Raw genomic sequence first — 1,019 nt, forward strand, 5'->3', positions numbered from 1 at the left:
TATGGCGCCCACGGGCAGCCCAAATCGTGGGGCCGCCTCGCTTAACCGGGGTCCGCCTGCGCGCCGGCCCACGGGGCCCTGCCCCCGCCTGGCCCGGGTGCCTAGGACGGCGCGCACCGCCGCCACGATCCGGTCCGCGCCGGTTCCCGGGCGGAAGCCGACGCCGACCACGACCACCCCGCTCGGCACGTCCGCCGCCCTCACGCCGGCCTCCGGCCGGGGGTCATCGATCCTGTCACCGGCTCAGCGCGCCGCGTGCGCGAGTGCGTACGCCGCGGCCGCGGCCACGAACCGCGCTGTGGCCACGGGATTTCCGGCGGGGTGGGTGTGCAGGTAGGAGGCGTGCACCCGGTGGCTGAGCAGTCCTTCGCGGACGGCCGACCCCGAGGGATCGCGCCAGCCCCAGGCAGGGCGGGAGGTGTCGGCACGGACCAGACGGGTCCGGTGGAACTCGTGTCCGCGCACCCGTTCGCCCGCCCGCCACAGCGGCGAATCGGCCACCGCCACGGCGTCGCGATAGCCGAGGGTCAGGCGCGGGCCGAATTCGGCATCGGCGTCGACGACTCCGGCGAGCGCGTGTCCGTCAAGTGAACGGGTCAGGTACAGCAGGCCCGCGCATTCGGCGTGGATCGGCAGGCCCGCCGCCGCCTGCGCCCCGACCTGCGCCAGCAGCGGCGTATTGGCGGCCAGCGCCGCGGCGTGCTCCTCGGGGAAGCCGCCAGGCAGCACCAGACCGGCTGTGCCGGCGGGCAGTTCGTCGCGGAGCGGATCGAAGACCTCGACGCGGGCGCCCGCGGCGGCGAGCAGTTCACGGTGCTCGGCGTAGCCGAAGGTGAAGGCGGGGCCACCGGCGATCGCCACCAGTGGCTCCCCCGCGGGCGGGGAGGCGAAGCCGCCAGGAGCACTCGCGGCCTCCACTCCGGCGTCGCGGACCGCCGCACCCGGCGCTCGTGCCTCCGACACTGCCACGGCGCGGGCGATCTCGCGACCCGGGTCCCAGGCGGGCCCGCTCACGGTGC

The 1,019-nt window shown here is 76.4% G+C and carries 1 pseudogene; it reads right to left on the minus strand.

From position 1 onward, the window contains the following. Nucleotides 1-243 precede the first annotated feature (243 nt). Nucleotides 244-1,019, minus strand: a pseudogene (locus QH283_RS23165) (cobyrinate a,c-diamide synthase); the annotation flags it as partial.

Source organism: Nocardia farcinica (assembly GCF_029867845.1).
GTDB classification, from domain to species: Bacteria; Actinomycetota; Actinomycetes; order Mycobacteriales; family Mycobacteriaceae; genus Nocardia; species Nocardia farcinica_A.